This window comes from Brevibacillus brevis (assembly GCF_900637055.1).
In the GTDB taxonomy this organism is placed as follows: domain Bacteria; phylum Bacillota; class Bacilli; order Brevibacillales; family Brevibacillaceae; genus Brevibacillus; species Brevibacillus brevis.
In genome coordinates, this window is the sequence record NZ_LR134338.1 from 1,910,448 (window position 1) to 1,927,591 (window position 17,144).

Below are 17,144 nucleotides of genomic sequence, written 5' to 3' on the forward strand. Positions count from 1 at the left end.
TATAGCATAAATAAAAACCCGAGGATTCGCGTCCTCGGGTTTTTTGATTTTGGCTTTTCTTTGGTATAGGTTAGTGAGCCCATTCGCGGAGTGTCTTGTCTTTCGGCAGCAAAAAGCCCATAAACCCGATCAACGGGAGGAACGAACATAACAGAATGACAAAGCTCAGACTGTAGAGATCCGCGAGATAGCCGAATACGAGAGCGCCCATGCCTCCCATTCCAAAGGCAAGACCGATAATCAGCCCGGATACGGTCCCAATTTTGCCAGGCAATAGCTCCTGCGCATATACGACCGTGACGGAGAAGCTGGAAAGCATGATAAAGCCGCTGATTACCAGCAATGGAAAGGCCCAAAAGCCTGAGACGTAAGGCGTCAGCAATGTTAGTGGAAGTGAACCGAGTGTGGAAATAATGAGCAAGTTCCTTTTTCCGAATCGGTCAGACAGCGGTCCGCCAAAAAATGTCCCAATCGCTCCTGCGAAAAGAAAACCAAAAATGACGAGCTGTGCATTGGCGTAATCCATATCTTTCACATACATCAAATAAAACTGGTAAAAGCTTTGGTAGCCAGCATTCATCCAGGAACGCACACTGACGATGACAATCAGGAGGCCGAGGGCTATCAGCCGCTTGTTCCGATTCGTATACGTAACAGGTGCGGCAGTCGCCTTTTTCAAACGCTGTTCCCCACGATACCAGAGAGCAACATAGAGCAAGATGCCACTGGCCAATAGCGCGGGCAGCAGAAACCAGGCAGCGCCTGTCTGGCCCAGGTTCGCAAAGACCAGGATGGTCATCAAGGGAGCGAGTGCTTGCCCAGCATTTCCACCTACTTGAAAAATGGATTGTCCCAGCCCCCTGCGAGGACCGGATGCCAAGTGGGCGAAGCGTGAGGCTTCAGGGTGGAAGATGGCTGAGCCAATTCCAACACAGGCGACTGCTGCGAGAACGAAATAGTAATTGCCAGAGAAAGCGAGAGCCAGCATCCCCAATCCCGATACGATCAAAGCCAGTGGTGGCAATATAGGGATCGATTTGCGATCGGAGAAGTAACCGACGAATGGTTGTAAAACAGATGAAGTAAGATTCATGACGAGTAAAATCATTCCGACTTGTGTAAATGTTAATGCCAGATTCTTCTCTACAATTGGAAGCAATGCAGGGATGACCGCTTGCAAGCTGTCGTTTAACAGATGCGCAATGCTAATGGCAAACAGCATGCGATAGACAGTCGGTGCCGCAGTCCCTGCCGGTGTAGAGTGAATGGGTGTCGATGAGGCACTCATGTCAGTCCATCCCCAACCTTTCTTAGGTAACTTACTTTTTATTTTTTTCAATGTAGCATGGATTCTACAGGACGTCATCCATGTATGAAAGGAATATGATGATCGGAAATAAAGAATTTGATCTGTCAGGAAGTTTTTAAAATAGTAGGTAAATGGGGAGATGCTGTCGAAAAAAGAGAGAAGCACAATGGACTAGACCATGAGCAGAAGGCTAGGGGGAATGCTGGAATGCTGGAAGGTATAACAGAATACTGGCTATGCGTGGGAGGAGCCAATGTTGACGTGCAGGGAGTCACTTCTGCCAGACTGTTGCCTGGAACAAGTAATCCAGGTGAAGTGCATCAAGCAGCAGGCGGCGTAGCTCGAAACGTGGCGGAAAATCTGGGATGGCTAGGAGAAGAAGTGCAGCTGTTTGCTCTGGTGGGAGAAGATGCAGATGGCTAAGACAGGTCACAGCAAATAGTGGAGTGGCAACCCATGGCATGTTGCGAATCGCAGGGAAATCGACTGGGCGCTACTTGGCTATTCGTGATCGTGATGGTGAATTGTACACGGCTGTTGCAGATATGGAATTAAATGAAGAGTGGCCAGCGGAGATTGTCCAGCAAGGTCTCAAGCGCTTGCCTCAGGCCGCAGGCTTGTTTCTGGATGCCAATCTTCCCGTTGAGGTCATGCGGGCATTTTTGGCGGAAGCCAGAAGACTCGACAAAAAGATCATCGTAGACCCTGTTTCTGTGAAAAAAGCAGAAAAATGGAAAGGGTTGCTTGAAGGCGTTCATATACTTGTTGCAAGCATTGATGAACTGGAAGTGTTAGGTGGCCAATCGCTTCATTCCTATAATGATGTGGAAGTATGCGCGAAAAAATTGGTGGCAGAAGGTATTCATCAGGTCATGGTCATTTGTGGGGAAGCAGGATTGTGGCTGTGCACCGCACATGAGGAAAAATGGCTTGCTGCACCGACTATGCCGATTCGAGAGTCCGCGGGAGACGCGTTTGCCGCGGGTATCATTTATGCGCAAAACAAAGCGTTGTCCCTTGCAGAACAAGCAGCTTTCGGCGTTGCTCTGGCCGAGATGAGGACAAAGGGAAATGGACGATACGATATCGATGTCCTTTTGGCACGAAAAGATTACTATGCCGCAAAAGAAAGACAGATCCTCGACCGAGAATGAAAATACATAGCTTGACGTACACTACCCGTTAGTTGGTACAGAGGAGGAGTGTATGTCATGGAAAAGAAATCGAATGATGTGAACGGAAAACAAGAGAGCCATGTTCGGCAGGGCGGAGATTCACACCGCTCCAAAAACAAGCGTCCTGAAGGTCCTGTACAAGGGTTTAGTCAGGCACCACGCGGCTTGCAATAAGCCGAAAATTATATGTGCAACTAAAGTCTCCCTAATCGACAAAAAGATGGGGGACTTTTCGTTTAAAGGAACATTTTTCTACAAATGCAGACAACGATATGATACAATACCTGAATCAGAGTATTGCCAACTGAAGAAAATAGTGGTGCATATTGTCGAGTGGCACAATTCAAAATCGTGCCTCCCTTTACTTTGTCAAAAAGCGTGCGCGAACAAGGAGACTGATTCATATGCCAGATACTGTTGTGAAAACACGCGCTTCAGCTTCTCGAAAGAAACAGCCGAGCCGTAATCGAAAAATACGTAAACTCGTGGTATCCTTCACATTGATCACCTTGCTACTGGTTGGCGGTGTGGCTGGAGCAATTTATTGGAAAATTGAAGACACTCTGACCGAAGTAACGAGCCCTGTAAACAGCGGGTTTACTTCGCCAGTATCCCAAAATGTCGATCCTGTTTACTATTCGGATAAGCCAATGTCGTTCGTATTGCTTGGTTCTGATACCCGTCCTGAAACAGGTTCGATGAACACAGACGTAATGATCGTGGCAGTTGCCAACCCAAAGACGAAGAAAGTTACCATGGTATCGATTCCACGGGACACACGCGTCAAGATCCCAGGCTATCGCGACTACCATAAGATCAATTCTGTCTATGCCAATGGCGAAGCAGAACGCAGGCAAGCAGAGCGGAACAACCAGACGGTTACTGAAGATGGGATTTCCTTAACGAAGAAAACGCTGAATGAAATACTGGGTATTCCGATTGAGCATTTTGTAGCCATTGATTTCGATGGTTTCAAAGCGGTCATTGACGAATTAGGTGGTGTGGAAGTCAATGTGGATCGCAGACTGGTATACGATGATCCAACTGACGATACACACATCAATCTCCAGCCAGGACTTCAAACATTGAATGGCGAGCAGGCACTTGGTTATGTACGACATCGTCATGACAACCGTGGAACGAAGTACTACTCCAGTGACTTCGACCGCAACCGTCGTCAACAAGAGGTCATCAAGGCTGTCGTGGGCAAGGTGGGTTCTCTTGAAGGTTTGACGAAGATATTTAATGTCATGGACGTAGGCGCAAAGAATATACATACCGATCTTTCCAAGGATCAGATCAAAGGCTTGGCCTACGATTTCAAAGGATTTAATTCCTCTACGGTCACCGCATTGGATAATGGGGCATATTGGCAAGGAGGATATACGTATCTCGAAAAAGAAAAGCTCGAGTCTGTTCGCGATTCCTTGCAATCAGAGATGGGATTGAGTGGGAGCGTCGTAGCGTCGCTCAACAATTCGCCGATACTCGGTTCTGGTGAAGCGGTTGCGACAAGCAACAAGAAGAGCGTCAAGAAGAAAACGACAGAATCAGCTGCGTCAACGCCAGCGAAACAAAAAACGGAGGCTCCGAAAGAACAAGAGCCGACGAATCCAACAGACAATCAAGATGGTACGGCAAATGAAGGCGCAATGCCGCCACCTGATGTCGTAAGCCCAGAAGGGCAAGGCCAGTCGACAGATCAAGGTCAGGGAGTACAGACGCCTGCGACTGATGCAATACAATCTCCTGGGAATGTACCAGCAGGTAATAACGGCAACAACTCTACCCCACCGCCGGATATCATCCCGCCGTCCAGTCAGGATGCTGGTCCACCTACAGATGGTCCGAGCACGAACTCCTAACGAGTACGAAAACACCCGTTCATCATTTGAGCGGGTGTTTTTTATTTGTCGATTCATCATAAATTTTTAAAAATTCGTTTATGGAAAAGGTTTAGAAAACACCAATTTCGTGGTACAATAATAATATGCTGATAAGACAGATTAATCAGATAATTATTACTGACTGGAGGGATTTCTATGACGATTTTTTTGGTGAACCTGTTCCTGGTGATTGCTTTTGTGTACCTGATCAGCCGCCAACAAAACGAAGAGTTTGTGTACGACGAAGATTTTTTCCTCCAGAACCCTTCAGCACTGGAAGAATATCAGCAGATGCCGATCGATTTCCAGCATGCCTTTTTCCGCAAGCATAAAGAGTGGATTAAGGAAAAATATATGCGCGGAGAAAGCTACATTTTAGGTTACTGTCCAAACAAAGAAGTACGTCGTGCGTGGCTGTCAGAATTCATGAATCAAAAAAATATGAACAATACACCGACCCCTTCCTCGTGAAGGGGTTTTTCGCATCTGTACAACTCGTGCTATACTGCTACGAGAGGATATCGTGAAACAGGAGGAAAGAAGTACGTGCTACAATTTATGGTGGAAAAACTAAATCAACAGTTACATACGCATGGAATGATTTCGGATATCGTCTTGCGCTCTGATCATTCTTTGTTGGAAGAATCGGAAGGGCAAGAGGTTCTGATCACGTTTTCCGAGGCAGAGGACGAGAAGCAACCAACGGCTACCATCCATCTGTTTTCGCTTGCGGAAGAGGACAGCTGTGAAATTGAGGTAGAAATTGACTATCCTTATAGCTTGCAAGATGAGGAGATTCAACAATTATGGACGCAAGCAAAAAGCTTAGTTGCTGAGTGCTCGCTGACAGAAAAGCGCCGCTTTGTGGAGCCTGGCAAACAGGCAGAAGCGAATATTATGCTGGATTATCACTTTGTCGTGCAGATGCCGCGAACAGAAGCTGAGGAAATGGCATTTGCGGAAACCATCGCAAGATTTTCCGCTGATTTGGGGATGCTCGTCAAACTCGGCACATAAAAAATAGGCTGTACATAAGGAAAGCTCAGGAGTAATGTCCTGAGCTTTTTGTATGAAAGGTGAAGAAGGAGGAATATGAGGAGGAGAGAGAGAATCGTATAGGTAATAAAAATGAATGAGCATTCACTCGTTGGGAGGGCATTTATCGTGGAACTTTCAAAAGTATGGGAACCAATTCAAATTGGCTCGATGACGTTGCCAAATCGAATTATGATGGGGTCCATGCACGTTGGATTTGAAAAGCTTCAGAATGGTGTTGCTCGGCTTGCTACCTTTTATGCAGAGCGTGCAAATGGAGAGGCAGGTCTGATCGTGACAGGAGGGGCTGCCGTACATCCGGAAGGCGGTATGGGCGACGAGTATTGCAATGTATATCAAGATGAGGATATCGAGAAATTGCGCCTGATCACGAAAGAGGTTCATCAAGCCAATGGGAGAATTGCGTTGCAGCTGTTCCATGCCGGGCGTTATGCGTACAAAGAAGCAACAGGATTAGACCCGGTAGCACCATCACCATTGCAGGCGCCGATTAACCGTTGGAAGCCGCGAGAGTTGCATGCAGAGGAAATCGAAGCAACGATTCAATGCTTTGCTGATGGTGCCGTACGCGCAAAAAAAGCTGGCTTTGATGCCGTAGAAATTATGGGTTCGGAAGGATATTTGATCAATCAATTTTTGTCCCCTGTAACCAATAAGCGAGAAGATGAGTGGGGTGGGGACTTTTTACGCAGAGCCCGCTTTGGTATCGAGGTGGCTAAGCGTGTTCGCCAAGCAGTGGGAACGGATTATCCGATTATCTACCGTATGTCGGGATTGGACTTGATGCCAGATAGTACGACGATGGATGAGACATTGCAATTTGCCAAAATGCTGGAGGAGGCAGGGGTTGATGCTCTCAATATCGGTATTGGCTGGCATGAATCACAAGTACCGACGATTGGCATGATGGTGCCGCGTGGAGCGTATGTATGGGTGGCCCAGCAAGTCAAGCAGGTCGTGAACATCCCGGTTATCGCCAGCAATCGAATCAACGACGTGCGCCAGGCTGAAAAGATTTTGTATGAAGAATGCAGTGATATGGTTTCGATGGCCCGTCCATTTTTAGCGGACCCGTATATCGTTCGAAAAAGTAAAGAAGGACGCTTTGATGAAGTAAACACATGTATTGCTTGCAATCAAGCCTGTCTCGACCATATTTTTGATGGGAAGGTAGCCTCCTGTCTGGTCAATCCTCTCGTGGGCAGAGAAGCAGAGTGGCAGTTGGTTCCGGCGGAAAACCGCAAGAAGGTAGCTGTAATCGGTGCGGGGCCAGCCGGCTTGGAGGCAGCTCGCGTGCTGGCAGAACGAGGGCATCAGGTGGTCATCATGGAGGCCAAAAAACAGATCGGTGGACAATTAAACTACGCCAGACAGGTGCCGGGTAAAGAGGAATTTAATGAAACGCTTCGCTATTATCGGACAGAGCTTGTGCGTCTTGGTGTCGAAATCAGGCTGGGAACTCTGGCAGAGCCAGAGGCCCTGATCGAAGAAGGCTTTGCAGAAGTTGTGGTGGCAACGGGAGTCATTCCGCGGCGTCCTGAGATTCCAGGTGTAGAGCTCGGACATGTGAAGGGATATGATGCGGTATTTGAAAAGCGCGCCAAGGTCGGTAGACAAGTGGTCATCGTGGGCGCGGGAGGAATCGCGTGTGATTTGTCCCATTTGCTGATGCACGACGAAACGATCTCACCGAAGGCAGCGGAATACTTGCAGGAGTACCGGATTCTGGATGGAAGAGCTGTACAGCAACTGCAACAGCGAAAACGGAAAATCAGCATGCTGCGGCGTGGGAAGCATGTCGGATCGGGCTTGGGCAAAACGACGCGCTGGGCAGTTCTCGCCAACCTGAAGCGACGTGGCGTAGAGATGCTGACACAAATTGAATACAGCCGGATTGCAGAAGAGGGTGTATATTTTATTCAGAATGGCGAAGAACGCATGATACCTGCTGATACGGTCATTGTGGCGGCTGGAGCGACCTCCAACAATTCGCTATACCATGCATTGCTTGATCGGCTGCCTGTACACCTTATAGGCGGGGCGAAAGAAGCGGGAGAGCTCGATGCCAAGCGGGCCATTTTGGAGGGGGCGACCGTAGGAAGAGCGATTTAAGGCGCTGAGAAGATTTTCTATTTCGAAAACAGTGGTGATCGGATATGATTAAGAAAAGTATGTCGTCTTTTTAGAAGTTTTGTCGAATCGCTTTTCAACCTCCGCTAATTTTTGCAAAATGAAGTTATACTGTTCAAATTCATTTGATTGGGGGCTCTCGCCTTGATGAACCATAATGGCATTCTCTTAGGGAAACGTTACTTCCTGTACTCGTTGGCACCGCTAGTAGAGGTGGAGGGATGGACGTTTACGATAGCCCCGGGGTTTAAGTTGATCGCAGGCGGGAGTGCCAATCCATTACAGACATTAATCAGCGTTTACCGAGAGAATGAAAAGGTAGCGCAACTCGTGCTTCATCATAGACGAAGTGATTCAGATGTCACTGTGCAGGCTGTATCGAGTGATCTCCTGTTAGAAATCGCCCCGGCGACTAGAACTGTAAGTGTAGCAGAAAAGCAGTAAGGCACCCTGAACGGGTGCTTTTCGCTTTCGATCTTTAATCATCATTCCGAGCAATCGAGGAGGCGTCAGGATCATGGTAGGGAACGAATGGCAGGTAGGTCAGTTTCAATTGTCTTGGCTGAGAGGTGGACTCACGAAGCTGGACGGGGGCGCAATGTTTGGTGTGGTGCCCAAGCCGCTCTGGAGCAAAAGATATCCATCTAATGATCTCAATCAAATCCCTTTGCGTGCTGACCCAATCCTGGTACAGGCTCATGGCAAACGTATTTTGATTGAATCGGGTATGGGAAATGATCGGCTAACGGAAAAACAGAAGCGCAATTTTGGATTGGAGGAAGAGTCTCAAGTCGTGGACTCCCTCACTGCGAAAGGGTTGACTCCTGCCGATATTGATATCGTCATCATGACGCATATGCACTACGATCATGCCAACGGACTTGTCTCTATCCGTGATGGACAACTTGTTTCTACGTTTCCACAAGCTGTCATCTACGTGCAGGAGCAGGAATGGGCGGAGATGAGAGAGCCGAATATTCGCTCGAAGAATACATATTGGGAAGAGAACTGGCGTCCGATTGAGATTCAGGTGAAGACGTACGGAGCTTCGCACGAAGTTGTGCCAGGAATCACGCTTCATCATACAGGTGGTCACAGCCAGGGACATGCTATCGTCCGGATGGAGACAGAGGGGCAGCTGCTTTTGCATCTAGCTGACATCATGCCTACACACGCCCATCAAAATCCATTATGGGTGATGGCGTACGACGACTACCCGATGACATCCATCTTTGCAAAAGAAGAATGGATCAACAACGGGATCAAACAAGGCGCTTGGTTCACGTTCTACCACGATAGCGTTTACCGCGCAGTGAAATGGAACGAACAGGGAGAAATGATTGATCGTATAGAAGTTGTTTTGTAAATAGGATAGGCAAAGACCGTCAGCGTTTTCTGGCGGTCTTTTGCATGACCAGGTGTTAATGTGTCCAACCCTATCGAAATTTTGATTGCTCTAATTGAAATGTTTCATAATCAAAAAATTTTGAATGCTCATTGACGAACGTCCATTGCCTCTCTACAATGGGAACATCACAGAGCATCTGTTCTGGCAGAGATGGTAAAGCATAACAGTGGTGAGGAGAGAGACAATGAGCTGGATCAAGATGCGTTTGCAGGAGTTTCACCCGATCGTCTGGTCATTAGTCGTCGGGACCGTGTTCGTCCGGGCCGCCAGCTCGATGAGCATGCCGTTTTTGTTTTTATACTTGTCTAATCAAACCGATATGAGCTTGGCGATGATCGGTTTGACTATTGGAGCAGGACCGCTCGCGGGTACAATCGGAGGCTTTATTGCGGGAGCGTGGTCGGACAGAATTGGGCGCAGGCGAGTGATGCTAGGTGCATTGTACGTGTGGACGTTCGTGTTCGTTGGGTTTGCGCTTAGTAAAGACCCGTGGATACTGCTTTTGCTCAATATAGCAGGGGGACTCTGTCGATCCTTCTACGAACCGGTCTCCCAGGCGCTGATGGCAGATGTAACGCCACCAGAGAAGCGGCTTCGTGTGTTCGGTATTCGCTACATGGCGATTAATGTGGGGGTAGCGGTAGGGCCTATCGCAGGGGTAGTCCTCGCGAAAAGCTCTGTCGCTCTACCTTTCCTGATGACAGCAGTGATTTATCTCATCTATGTGATTAGCTTGCAAGGATTATTGAACAAGTTTGGCATTAAGCAAATTGAAGGTCAAAAGAAAGAAGTCGTTACATTCGGCCGTGCATTCAGTGTTGTGGTGAACGACAAGGCATTTCGCTTGTACATGCTCGCTGGTGTTTTAGGAGCGATTGGCTACTCGCAGATGTCTTCTACACTGGCAAAATTCGCAGAAATGACAGTCGTGAATGGAACAGAGCTGTTTGCCATCCTGATGACAGTCAATGCGATTGTCGTCATTGTGATGCAGCTTCCATTGACGAACTGGGCAGAAAAAAAGACGCCTCTCACCGCGATTGTGGTGGGAAACGCCATGTATGCGGTTGGTGACGTAGGTTATGCATTTGCCAATTCGTGGCTGATATTCATTGTGGCAATGGTATTTTTCACAATTGGTGAAATCCTTACGTTTACAGCAGGAGACGTCCTGATCGACCGAATGGCGCCAGAGAGTATGCGCGGCAGCTATTACGGTGCAAAAAGCTTCAGCAACCTTGGCCAGTTCATCGGTCCGTGGATGGGTGGAATGCTGTTGGCACACTACGGAGGCACGACCTTGTTCCTGGTGGTAGCAGCTACCTCGATGATGAGCAGTGCATTCCAATGGGCGGGTGCTCGTGCCTTTGAGGCAGCCCGAGGCAAGTCCATGAATCAATCGAGGGTTGAATCACTCTAAGGCTTGCAAAATACGATCCGCCATCCGTTTATAGCCATCAGCATTCGGGTGGAAGTGGTCTGTATACAAGTAGTTTTGTTCCTTGCGCAAGAACAAGTCGTAGGTCGGCACCACGAATACTTGCGGGTACCGTGAGGCGATTTGGGAGGCCTGATTGTTCCAGTCGAGCACGGGCCCAATGGTGTCGGCGGATGCTTCCGTATTGCCAAAAGGATTGTACAGGGAAGTATAGACGATTGTCGCCGTCTTGTTGACGCTGCGAATCTGTTTGAGAATCTCTTCATAGTTGACCGCAAGCTGCTTAACAGCTGTGGTCACTTTTTCTTTTTCAATGGTATACAGCCCGCCTGTCTGCCTGAACAAGTCATTGCCACCGATGGTAAATAGAATCAGATCGGCTTCAGCGAGCAGCTTCTTTACTTGCTCCTGGGACATTTGTTTGAGCAGTTCAGATGATTCCTGTCCATTAATCGCAAGGTTGGTGAATGTAATAGATTGGCCGGATTTTTTCTCCAATGCTTGGCGAACGAGTCCGACATAGCCTTGCCCGTTTGCGTCTCCGGCACCGCGCGTGAGGGAATCCCCTAGTGCGACTACTTTGTGGACACCCTTTTCTGGTAAAGGCGAGGGTGGCTGCTCTTTTTGCGCAGGTGGGGTTGCTGTGGATGGTGCCAACTGCTGCGGATTCATCGCGAGGACAAATCCTGTCGCAAATATGAGAAATGAGAGAAAAGACAAGAGACCTGCCGTGCGCCAAAGAAATTGGCCGGATGTGCGCATCGGGTATCCTCCTATTCGTTATAAAGTCTATGGTCATGGTATAATGTGGGTGGACATCTTATGACAGTGTACCATAAACAGAACGCCATCGTCAGTTGACGAGGGGTGACTCAGATAGGAGGGCGCACATTGGCCGAAACGGTCCTCTCAGTAAAAGGATTGAAAAAAGCGATTGGCAAAAAGCCGATCATTCATGATATTACGTTTGACGTGTTCGCCGGAGAGGTATTTGGATTTCTCGGGCCGAATGGCGCAGGCAAAACCACCACGATCCGCATGCTCGTTGGATTGGCAAAAGCGGATGGGGGAGATATTCGCATTGGAGGGATCTCTCTTCAGGAAAAGTTTCCGCAAGCGATTGCGCAGGTTGGTTGTATCGTCGAAAACCCGGAGCTGTACAAATTTTTGACGGGCAGAGAAAATTTGGAGCAGTTTGCGAGAATGAGCGGCGGCATTACGCCTGAGCGTATTGAGGAAATCGTCCGCTTTGTTGATTTGGAGCGGGCAATTGATGATAAGGTGAAAACGTACTCGCTCGGAATGAGGCAGCGTCTGGGGATCGCGCAGGCACTTTTACACCGTCCGAAAATATTGATCCTGGACGAACCGACGAACGGTTTGGACCCGGCGGGGATCCGCGAGTTGCGCCAATTTATTCGCAAGCTTGCTGAAGAAGAAGGGCTCGCTGTCTTCATTTCGAGTCATCTTCTCAGTGAAATCGAGATGATGTGCGACCGGGTAGCGATTATCAGCCAAGGGAAGGTCATTTCGGTTGGATTAGTCAAAGAACTGATGGAGCAGTTTGCTGATCAGGTCGATTGGACAATTCCGTCTTCCCATATACAAAAGGCCGAGGAAGTCCTGCGAAAACTGCCAGTAGTGACAGATGTGTGGGTGGTCAGTGAAGAGCGACTGAAATCACGCATGGACATAGAAAAAGTGAGCGAGGCTAATCAGGCGCTGGTCAATGGCGGCATACCTGTGATGGGGATTGCGACGAAGACGGTTACACTGGAAGACCTGTTCCTTACATTGACGGGAGGAGGGGGAAGTCATGGAGCAGAGCATGGTGGGGCTCGTACAGAATGAAACCATAAAATTGCTGCGTCGGCGCCGTTTTCTCGTCGTCGTACTGATCTTGGCGATTCTGATCCCGATTTTTACATACGCGCAGTACCGCTCGGTTGTCACTGCACAAGAACGAATGGGGACAACCGACTGGCGTCCGCTATTAACCCAACAAATCGTCGATATGCAAAACCGGCTGGCATCAAGCCGACTTCCCGAAGAGTGGCGGGATTTTATCAAGGTCAGGATCGCACAGCAGCAATATTACTTAGATCACGACATAAACCCGATGGCGCCAGGTGGACCTACTTTCGCCCGTGGCTTTATGGATCAAGCCATTTCGATGTTTTTGCCGATGATTATCGTCGTACTCGCGGTTGACCTCGTATCTTCTGAGTTTAGCGAGGGGACGGTCAAGCTGCTATTGACGCGACCCGTACGGCGATGGAAGGTGCTGACCAGCAAATACATCACCCTGCTGCTGTTTACCTCTCTCACGGTTCTCACGACGCTGATTCTTGCTTATTTGCTCTCTGGGGTCGTGTTTGGCTATTCGGGTTGGGATCTGCCCATTTTGACTGGCTTTGAAGTATCGGGAGGAGAGCTCGAGACTTCAGGTGCATTCATGCTGCCACAATGGCAATTTTTGCTGATGCAGTACGGGCTAGGCTGGTTCGTCTGCGTCGTGGTTGCAACGGTAACACTCATGGTCTCTGTTTTGGTTCGGAGTGCGGCTGCGGGGATGGGAATCATGATGGCAGCGTTAATTAGCGGAACGATCCTGACGCAGATGGCATCCTCCTGGGAATCGTCCAAATACTTGTTTGTGGTAAATTTGCAGCTTACGAATTATCTCAATGGAACACTGCCTCCGATTAAGGGAATGACGCTGCCGTTCTCATTGACCGTGTTGAGTGTATGGGCGATCGCAGCGCTGATCATTGCGTACGCGACCTTTATCCGTAGAGATGTTACATCCTAATTTGACTTTTTTCCGTTACTTTCTGACATGTCTGCTCGTCTTTACCAAGACGAATGAAAAAGACAGCGAGAGGAGAAAGGCGAAACAGAATGGATGTATTATGGAAAGCAGGCTCTGTGACACTATCTGGCATGTTTGAGCTGTGGGCAGCGATCCCTGTAGGTTTTATGTTGCAGCTACCACCAGTCCTGATCGGAATATTTAGTGCGGTGGGTGCGATTATCAGCGCAGGTGCTGTTATTTTTGTGGGAGGTTCTTTGCGTACCTGGCTTTTAAAGCGAGTAGAGAAACGGAGCAATCGTCAGGGGCGTATGTGGCAGATATGGGATAAATACGGAGTGGTCGGTCTTGGTCTCGCTTCGCCGCTTTTAACGGGAGCCCCGCTGGGAGCTGCCATCGGTATTTCGCTGGGAGCACCTACGAAAAAGCTTATGTTGTGGATGTCAGTGGGCATCATTATCTGGAGTGCGTTATTGACAGCAGGAGTGGCTTTTGGTCTTTTGCAATTCATGGTACCAGAAGGGAAATAGCTTGTATGCATGAAAAACCGCCAATTTCTGGCGGTTTTTGTTCATACTTATTATAATCCGAGTCTATAGACAATCTCTCCGTCATATACGTCGCCAGTTTCTTCAAAACCAGATTGACTGTATAAATGTCTTGCACCTGCATTGTCCGGGCATACGGTTAGGTTGACAAATCGGCTTTGCGGGAAACGGCTCCGTACCGTATCCACTATCGCTGCGAGAGCTGCCCTGCCATATCCTTTGCCTTGATGCTGGTGATCGATCAAAAAACCGTTGAACCAGTAACACCAATCTGTTGAGGCATCATAGGTAATCATGACGAACCCAACTATTTCATCAGCTTCATACAAACAGAATGGTTCATAGGTGCAGTTGTCACCATCAGGACGGATATGGACCTTCGCCAATGAAACGGCAACAGACGGGACAAAGCGCTGCTGCTCATCTTGTACCTGCAAGCGTAATGCATCTTGCCAGTTATCTCTGGTTGTCGGAATCAATCGAATACGAATGTCTTTGATAAGTCTTCACCTCGACATTTTGATAGTTTAAGCGTAACCGATCCCACCTGAAAAATCTTCCTTTTCCAAGTGGGCGTTTTTTCGTAAAATAAACCAAGGATACAAATAGAAAGTTCCCGAAAGTGAGGTAACTGACATGGACGAGAAAAAAGAAGCGTTGGTCCCTGAACTGGAGGATCTAGTTCATAAATTTACAGAGCTGTTGACAGGAGAAGCGACTCCTGAGCGCGTAGAAATGGTAAAAGTATGGTGCCTATACACGACAATGGCAAAAGCGATGCCGCCGCTGATTCAGCATTGGGGAAGCGAGCCTGAGCATATGGAAGCACGGAATCAAATTCGGGAAATCATTGAGCAGATCAAGCAATGGAATCAGGAGAAAAATCAAAAGCATTAAAAGTAGGAAAAAACGCTGTCTCTTTGCGAAAGAGAACAGCGTTTTTTACGTTAATCGAATCTCTAACCGGCGTAGAGGCATCAACTCTCCTTGGTACTGTAGCAGCCCCTGCTTGATCAGCTCATGAACTCGGTTCGCAGGCATATTCTTTTTCACCTGATAAGCATCCATTACCAATTTAGGAGGGAGGGCACCTACGCTTTTCAATACATAAGATACCTCGTTGCCGTCTATATTTCTTACTTTGTAATCGCAATTCACACTAAATGCCGTTATGTCGATTGTTTCGAATGAAAAATCATCCTCGATACAGATGATGCTTTCTGTTTGTAGTAGATTCTGTTTGCGGAAGACGGATCGAAGTGTACCGTAGGCAGATAGGCCGAAGCAGATGTGAAATTTGTCCATTAGTTAGCTCCTCATCTAGAACAGAAAAAAGACACGATCCTGAAAATCAAGTCGTGTCTTTTCTAATCGTAGGGATCTTTTTACGGATTCCACGTGATATGCTTGGTAGCTTCCATTAAATCATGTAAGGTAACTCCGTTTGCGGTCACTACCACATACAACGATTGGTTGTCGGATTGAGCGTTAAAATGAACCGCGTGCTGTGCTGTTGAACCTTTTGAATCCGTTTGATCAAAAGAAACGGCGATAGCTTGCTCTCCGTTGACCGCGAACAACTGAGTAGCGGAGAAAGTGCCTGGGATAGAGAGGCTTCGCTTGCCTTCTGTATTACGCACAACATCTAGGCGAATCCAGTCGTTGTTCCGCTTGTAATCTGCAGTTAAGCGAGTCACCTTCTGGCTGGTTTCAGATTCATATTGGACCGATACCGTACTCATCGAGAACCCATTCGGTGCTTGCGACAGGGCGGGCACGGGCATATCTGATGCTTGTACAGCGGTGTTCAAATCCGAGAAGGAGGAGAGCGTAATGGGCTGCTTCGCTGCCGCTGGCAACGATGGACCCACTAATGCGTTCTCAGTCGCACCGCCATCAGCAGTATCTGGTTCCGCTTGGGAAGCGATCCCAAAAGTCGTAGGATTCTCAGCAATAGCGCCATTGGCTTCCTTAGCGGCTATATGGTTACCCGTATTTGCTGACTCGGCTGGAACTTCCGATTTCGCTTTTGCTGCTTGATCAGCTGAGTTCCCCTGTAATCCGCGAGATGCCACGCTGTTCTGCCCATCTTTATTGATCGTACGTGGCTCTGGTGTTGCTGCTTTTTCCTCTGGTTTCACCATCGCAATCGCATTGTTCGATTGGGGAGGTGATGCAGGAGGTGTATCTTTTGCAGGTGCAGTCGGAGCGACCTGCGATTGTGTAGCAGAGGACTCTGGATTGCTTTCTGCTTTTTTCATCGTCGGACTATCAGCAGCTGCTGGAACGGAAGCGATAGCAGGTGCTGGAGCTTGCGGTGCCGATTTTGATTCCGCTTCGTCGAATGCAAGAGTGTTCCTGGTGTCTTTCATCCCGTTTTCTTGTATGGCAGCCATTTGAATACTATCCGGTGTCAGCTGTTGATAGCCGACGAAACCTACTGCGAGCAAGACAGCCGCTGCGCTAACCCAGGCGTATGAAGGGAAGCCTTTGGTCCAACGCTTGTTTGGCTTTGAAATCACTGTGCTCGTTTGTTGCTCTGAAGATGCAGTAGCGGCGTGAGGGGGTACACCTTTTCCGGCGGTCTGGTAGATTGCTTGCATGATTCTGTCTTCCAGGTTCGCTTGAGGCAGTGGAACCTCCTTCAAGAACTGCACCTCCTCTTCTGTTGTCATTTGCGTTTCTATCCAAGCGATGCATTCGTCACAGGTTTCAATATGTGAGTGCGAATCGCTATCTGTGTCATCTAGCCATGCTTTTCTAAATGCCTGGCAGTTCATGTACGAGCCCCCCTTCCTTGCGGGATAACAATTTTGCGAGTTCCTGACGAGCACGCAAGTAACGGACGCGAGCAGTAGATTCGGCGATGCCGAGGAGTGTAGCTATTTTTTCAAACGGATATTCGTGCGTACAGCGAAGGACGATCACTTCTCGATAGGAATCTGACAGTAAGGCAAAGGCCTCCTGAATTTCTCGACGTTGCTCTTTTGTCATGAGCGATTCCTGAGGGGATTCGTCACGTGTATTGGATGGCACATAGGCCAATTGTTCATCCGAGTCATGATACTTTCGGCGACGCAAGAAGTCGATGCTCTTATTTCGGGCAAGCGTATGTAACCAAGAAGAAAATTGGCTGTCCCCGCGGAATGTGGACAATTTTTCATACGCTTTTACAAATACTTCCTGAGTGAGATCCTCTGCATCAGAGCGATTGTTTACCATTTTGTAAATGAAAACATAGATCATATGCTGATATCGCTGGATGAGGTCGCGATACGCTTCGATGTCGCCTTGAAGAATCCGCTGAATGATTTCGGCGTCGGATTGCATTGAATCTTTGGCCTCCCTTCCCTCTATGAGACGCTGGTTATTCGTAAACGTT

20 protein-coding genes are annotated in these 17,144 nt (G+C 48.3%); 14 read left to right on the plus strand and 6 right to left on the minus strand.

Annotation, left to right across the window (positions count from 1 at the left end; all coding sequences use genetic code 11):
- Positions 1–70 precede the first annotated feature (70 nt).
- Positions 71–1,288: an MFS transporter gene (locus tag EL268_RS09830; protein WP_106653741.1), complete on the minus strand. Its 1,218-nt coding sequence runs from the start codon at positions 1,286–1,288 to the stop codon at positions 71–73.
- 228 nt (positions 1,289–1,516) lie between these two features.
- Here EL268_RS09830 and EL268_RS33670 point away from each other — a divergent pair, with 228 nt between their 5' ends.
- The 10 genes from EL268_RS33670 to EL268_RS09870 all read left to right on the plus strand — a co-directional run bounded on the left by EL268_RS33670 (position 1,517) and on the right by EL268_RS09870 (position 10,384).
- Positions 1,517–1,732, plus strand: coding sequence for a PfkB family carbohydrate kinase (locus EL268_RS33670; protein ID WP_269149398.1), 216 nt, complete (start codon positions 1,517–1,519; stop codon positions 1,730–1,732).
- A gap of 38 nt (positions 1,733–1,770) precedes the next feature.
- Positions 1,771–2,463 (plus strand): PfkB family carbohydrate kinase, encoded by a 693-nt coding sequence (locus EL268_RS09835; RefSeq protein WP_269149399.1) that lies wholly within the window; start codon positions 1,771–1,773, stop codon positions 2,461–2,463.
- A 57-nt stretch (positions 2,464–2,520) separates the two neighbouring features.
- Complete coding sequence (locus EL268_RS32715; protein WP_007717021.1) at positions 2,521–2,658, plus strand: hypothetical protein; 138 nt, start codon at positions 2,521–2,523, stop codon at positions 2,656–2,658.
- Between the two features lie 230 nt (positions 2,659–2,888).
- Positions 2,889–4,349, plus strand: a complete 1,461-nt coding sequence (locus EL268_RS09840; RefSeq protein WP_106653740.1) for an LCP family protein — start codon at positions 2,889–2,891, stop codon at positions 4,347–4,349.
- A gap of 177 nt (positions 4,350–4,526) precedes the next feature.
- On the plus strand, positions 4,527–4,841 hold the full coding sequence (locus EL268_RS09845) for a hypothetical protein (RefSeq protein ID WP_007717017.1): 315 nt from the start codon (positions 4,527–4,529) through the stop codon (positions 4,839–4,841).
- A 75-nt stretch (positions 4,842–4,916) separates the two neighbouring features.
- Positions 4,917–5,387, plus strand: coding sequence for a hypothetical protein (locus EL268_RS09850; protein ID WP_106653739.1), 471 nt, complete (start codon positions 4,917–4,919; stop codon positions 5,385–5,387).
- 147 nt (positions 5,388–5,534) lie between these two features.
- The gene (locus EL268_RS09855) at positions 5,535–7,538 is read left to right on the plus strand and encodes an NADPH-dependent 2,4-dienoyl-CoA reductase (protein WP_106653780.1); all 2,004 of its coding nucleotides are present in this window, start codon (positions 5,535–5,537) and stop codon (positions 7,536–7,538) included.
- A 165-nt stretch (positions 7,539–7,703) separates the two neighbouring features.
- Positions 7,704–8,000 carry a hypothetical protein gene (locus EL268_RS09860; protein WP_106653738.1) on the plus strand — a complete coding sequence of 99 codons (297 nt, stop codon included), beginning with the start codon at positions 7,704–7,706 and terminating at the stop codon, positions 7,998–8,000.
- 73 nt (positions 8,001–8,073) lie between these two features.
- On the plus strand, positions 8,074–8,922 hold the full coding sequence (locus tag EL268_RS09865) for a YtnP family quorum-quenching lactonase (protein WP_106653737.1): 849 nt from the start codon (positions 8,074–8,076) through the stop codon (positions 8,920–8,922).
- A 226-nt stretch (positions 8,923–9,148) separates the two neighbouring features.
- A complete protein-coding gene (locus EL268_RS09870; protein WP_106653736.1) occupies positions 9,149–10,384 on the plus strand; it encodes an MDR family MFS transporter in 1,236 nt (411 codons plus the stop codon).
- On the opposite strand, the gene EL268_RS09875 is transcribed toward EL268_RS09870, so the two are convergent.
- The gene (locus EL268_RS09875) at positions 10,376–11,164 is read right to left on the minus strand and encodes a GDSL-type esterase/lipase family protein (RefSeq protein ID WP_106653735.1); all 789 of its coding nucleotides are present in this window, start codon (positions 11,162–11,164) and stop codon (positions 10,376–10,378) included. The two genes, EL268_RS09870 and EL268_RS09875, sit on opposite strands and share 9 nt — an antisense overlap.
- 129 nt (positions 11,165–11,293) lie before the next feature.
- Here EL268_RS09875 and EL268_RS09880 point away from each other — a divergent pair, with 129 nt between their 5' ends.
- The 3 genes from EL268_RS09880 (at position 11,294) to EL268_RS09890 (ending at position 13,744) form a co-directional block, all read left to right on the plus strand.
- The gene (locus EL268_RS09880) at positions 11,294–12,253 is read left to right on the plus strand and encodes an ABC transporter ATP-binding protein (RefSeq protein ID WP_106653734.1); all 960 of its coding nucleotides are present in this window, start codon (positions 11,294–11,296) and stop codon (positions 12,251–12,253) included.
- Complete coding sequence (locus EL268_RS09885) at positions 12,219–13,214, plus strand: ABC transporter permease (RefSeq protein WP_106653733.1); 996 nt, start codon at positions 12,219–12,221, stop codon at positions 13,212–13,214. Before EL268_RS09880 ends, EL268_RS09885 begins: the two co-directional genes overlap by 35 nt.
- A gap of 89 nt (positions 13,215–13,303) precedes the next feature.
- Positions 13,304–13,744 (plus strand): small multi-drug export protein, encoded by a 441-nt coding sequence (locus tag EL268_RS09890; RefSeq protein ID WP_106653732.1) that lies wholly within the window; start codon positions 13,304–13,306, stop codon positions 13,742–13,744.
- A 50-nt stretch (positions 13,745–13,794) separates the two neighbouring features.
- Here the strand turns inward: EL268_RS09890 and EL268_RS09895 are convergent, their stop codons facing one another.
- A complete protein-coding gene (locus EL268_RS09895; RefSeq protein ID WP_106653731.1) occupies positions 13,795–14,253 on the minus strand; it encodes a GNAT family N-acetyltransferase in 459 nt (152 codons plus the stop codon).
- A 145-nt stretch (positions 14,254–14,398) separates the two neighbouring features.
- Between EL268_RS09895 and EL268_RS09900 the strand changes: the two genes are divergently transcribed.
- Positions 14,399–14,659, plus strand: a complete 261-nt coding sequence (locus EL268_RS09900) for a DUF2573 family protein (RefSeq protein WP_007716985.1) — start codon at positions 14,399–14,401, stop codon at positions 14,657–14,659.
- Positions 14,660–14,704: 45 nt separating this feature from the next.
- On the opposite strand, the gene EL268_RS09905 is transcribed toward EL268_RS09900, so the two are convergent.
- From EL268_RS09905 to EL268_RS09915, 3 genes are all read right to left on the minus strand, one after another.
- On the minus strand, positions 14,705–15,067 hold the full coding sequence (locus EL268_RS09905; RefSeq protein ID WP_106653730.1) for a DUF1835 domain-containing protein: 363 nt from the start codon (positions 15,065–15,067) through the stop codon (positions 14,705–14,707).
- Positions 15,068–15,147: 80 nt separating this feature from the next.
- Entirely contained in the window at positions 15,148–16,542 is a 1,395-nt protein-coding gene (locus tag EL268_RS09910) for a hypothetical protein (RefSeq protein WP_106653729.1), read from the minus strand.
- Positions 16,523–17,092, minus strand: a complete 570-nt coding sequence (locus EL268_RS09915; protein WP_007716978.1) for an RNA polymerase sigma factor — start codon at positions 17,090–17,092, stop codon at positions 16,523–16,525. Before EL268_RS09915 ends, EL268_RS09910 begins: the two co-directional genes overlap by 20 nt.
- Positions 17,093–17,144: the final 52 nt, after the last annotated feature.

Excerpts from the sequence above, each read along its gene's own strand:
- EL268_RS09875 (WP_106653735.1), bottom strand. The coding sequence starts at position 11,164 with ATGCGCACATCCGGCCAATTTCTTTGGCGCACGGCAGGTCTCTTGTCT.
- EL268_RS09860 (WP_106653738.1), top strand. The coding sequence starts at position 7,704 with ATGAACCATAATGGCATTCTCTTAGGGAAACGTTACTTCCTGTACTCG.
- EL268_RS32715 (WP_007717021.1), top strand. The coding sequence starts at position 2,521 with ATGGAAAAGAAATCGAATGATGTGAACGGAAAACAAGAGAGCCATGTT.
- EL268_RS09905 (WP_106653730.1), bottom strand. The coding sequence starts at position 15,067 with ATGGACAAATTTCACATCTGCTTCGGCCTATCTGCCTACGGTACACTT.
- EL268_RS09830 (WP_106653741.1), bottom strand. The coding sequence starts at position 1,288 with ATGAGTGCCTCATCGACACCCATTCACTCTACACCGGCAGGGACTGCG.
- EL268_RS09835 (WP_269149399.1), top strand. The coding sequence starts at position 1,771 with ATGTTGCGAATCGCAGGGAAATCGACTGGGCGCTACTTGGCTATTCGT.
- EL268_RS09900 (WP_007716985.1), top strand. The coding sequence starts at position 14,399 with ATGGACGAGAAAAAAGAAGCGTTGGTCCCTGAACTGGAGGATCTAGTT.
- EL268_RS09865 (WP_106653737.1), top strand. The coding sequence starts at position 8,074 with ATGGTAGGGAACGAATGGCAGGTAGGTCAGTTTCAATTGTCTTGGCTG.
- EL268_RS09840 (WP_106653740.1), top strand. The coding sequence starts at position 2,889 with ATGCCAGATACTGTTGTGAAAACACGCGCTTCAGCTTCTCGAAAGAAA.
- EL268_RS09870 (WP_106653736.1), top strand. The coding sequence starts at position 9,149 with ATGAGCTGGATCAAGATGCGTTTGCAGGAGTTTCACCCGATCGTCTGG.
- EL268_RS09890 (WP_106653732.1), top strand. The coding sequence starts at position 13,304 with ATGGATGTATTATGGAAAGCAGGCTCTGTGACACTATCTGGCATGTTT.
- EL268_RS09910 (WP_106653729.1), bottom strand. The coding sequence starts at position 16,542 with ATGAACTGCCAGGCATTTAGAAAAGCATGGCTAGATGACACAGATAGC.
- EL268_RS09885 (WP_106653733.1), top strand. The coding sequence starts at position 12,219 with ATGGAGCAGAGCATGGTGGGGCTCGTACAGAATGAAACCATAAAATTG.
- EL268_RS33670 (WP_269149398.1), top strand. The coding sequence starts at position 1,517 with ATGCTGGAAGGTATAACAGAATACTGGCTATGCGTGGGAGGAGCCAAT.
- EL268_RS09915 (WP_007716978.1), bottom strand. The coding sequence starts at position 17,092 with ATGCAATCCGACGCCGAAATCATTCAGCGGATTCTTCAAGGCGACATC.
- EL268_RS09845 (WP_007717017.1), top strand. The coding sequence starts at position 4,527 with ATGACGATTTTTTTGGTGAACCTGTTCCTGGTGATTGCTTTTGTGTAC.